The following is a 683-nucleotide window of genomic DNA, read 5'->3' as shown; positions in this document are numbered from 1 at the left end:
ATTAATAAAAGAAGACGGAGAGTGGAAAATCCTTCACCGTAAACACTTTTTAGACCCAAGTGCACCTATCGACCAGTGGGTAGAATACTTTAATGCCGTAGACTGGAAAAAATAAAAATGGAATACCTGAAAAGTGGGGCAGCTGCTTTAGACTTATTTAGGCCCCACTTTTTTAAAACAAACTTAATTTTTTTATCAAATTAAAAAACAAAACTATGTTGCGATTGAGCGAATTAAAGGGTGAAAAATTCAGAATACTTATTTTTATAATGCTTTTAGCGATAACTTCTTTTAAGGTTACGCCTAGTAATGCACAAAAAAATAAAAGCTCTAAAAAGGGACATGTTAAGGATCAAATGGAAATCCGGGAATTACTTCACAGCTATCTGGCTTATGTCGATTTGCATGACAATGAAGGCTACGTGAATACTTTTGCTAAAAACGGAGTTTATGAAAGTCCTTTCGGCATTGCTACAGGTCATGATGAAATCCGCAAGAAACTGGAAAGATGGCACGGTTCAGGTATCACCAATAACAAACGTCATTTTGCAGGTACAGTCATTTCCCAAATAGATAAAAATGGAAAAACCGCCACTTCAAACTCTAATTTCTGGGTAGCAGAAACAACAAGTTCTGCCACTATTGTATGTACCGGCTATTATGAGGATAAATTAATAAAAGAA

General features: G+C 35.4%; 1 protein-coding gene. It reads left to right on the top strand.

From position 1 onward, the window contains the following. Positions 1–215 precede the first annotated feature (215 nt). The coding region (locus tag E1171_RS00425) for a nuclear transport factor 2 family protein (protein WP_155203027.1) at positions 216–683 on the top strand (468 nt) is incomplete at its 3' end.

The organism is Xanthovirga aplysinae, assembly GCF_009711365.1.
Classification (GTDB): Bacteria; Bacteroidota; Bacteroidia; order Cytophagales; family Cyclobacteriaceae; genus Xanthovirga; species Xanthovirga aplysinae.
This window is presented reverse-complemented; position numbering and strand designations above follow the sequence as displayed.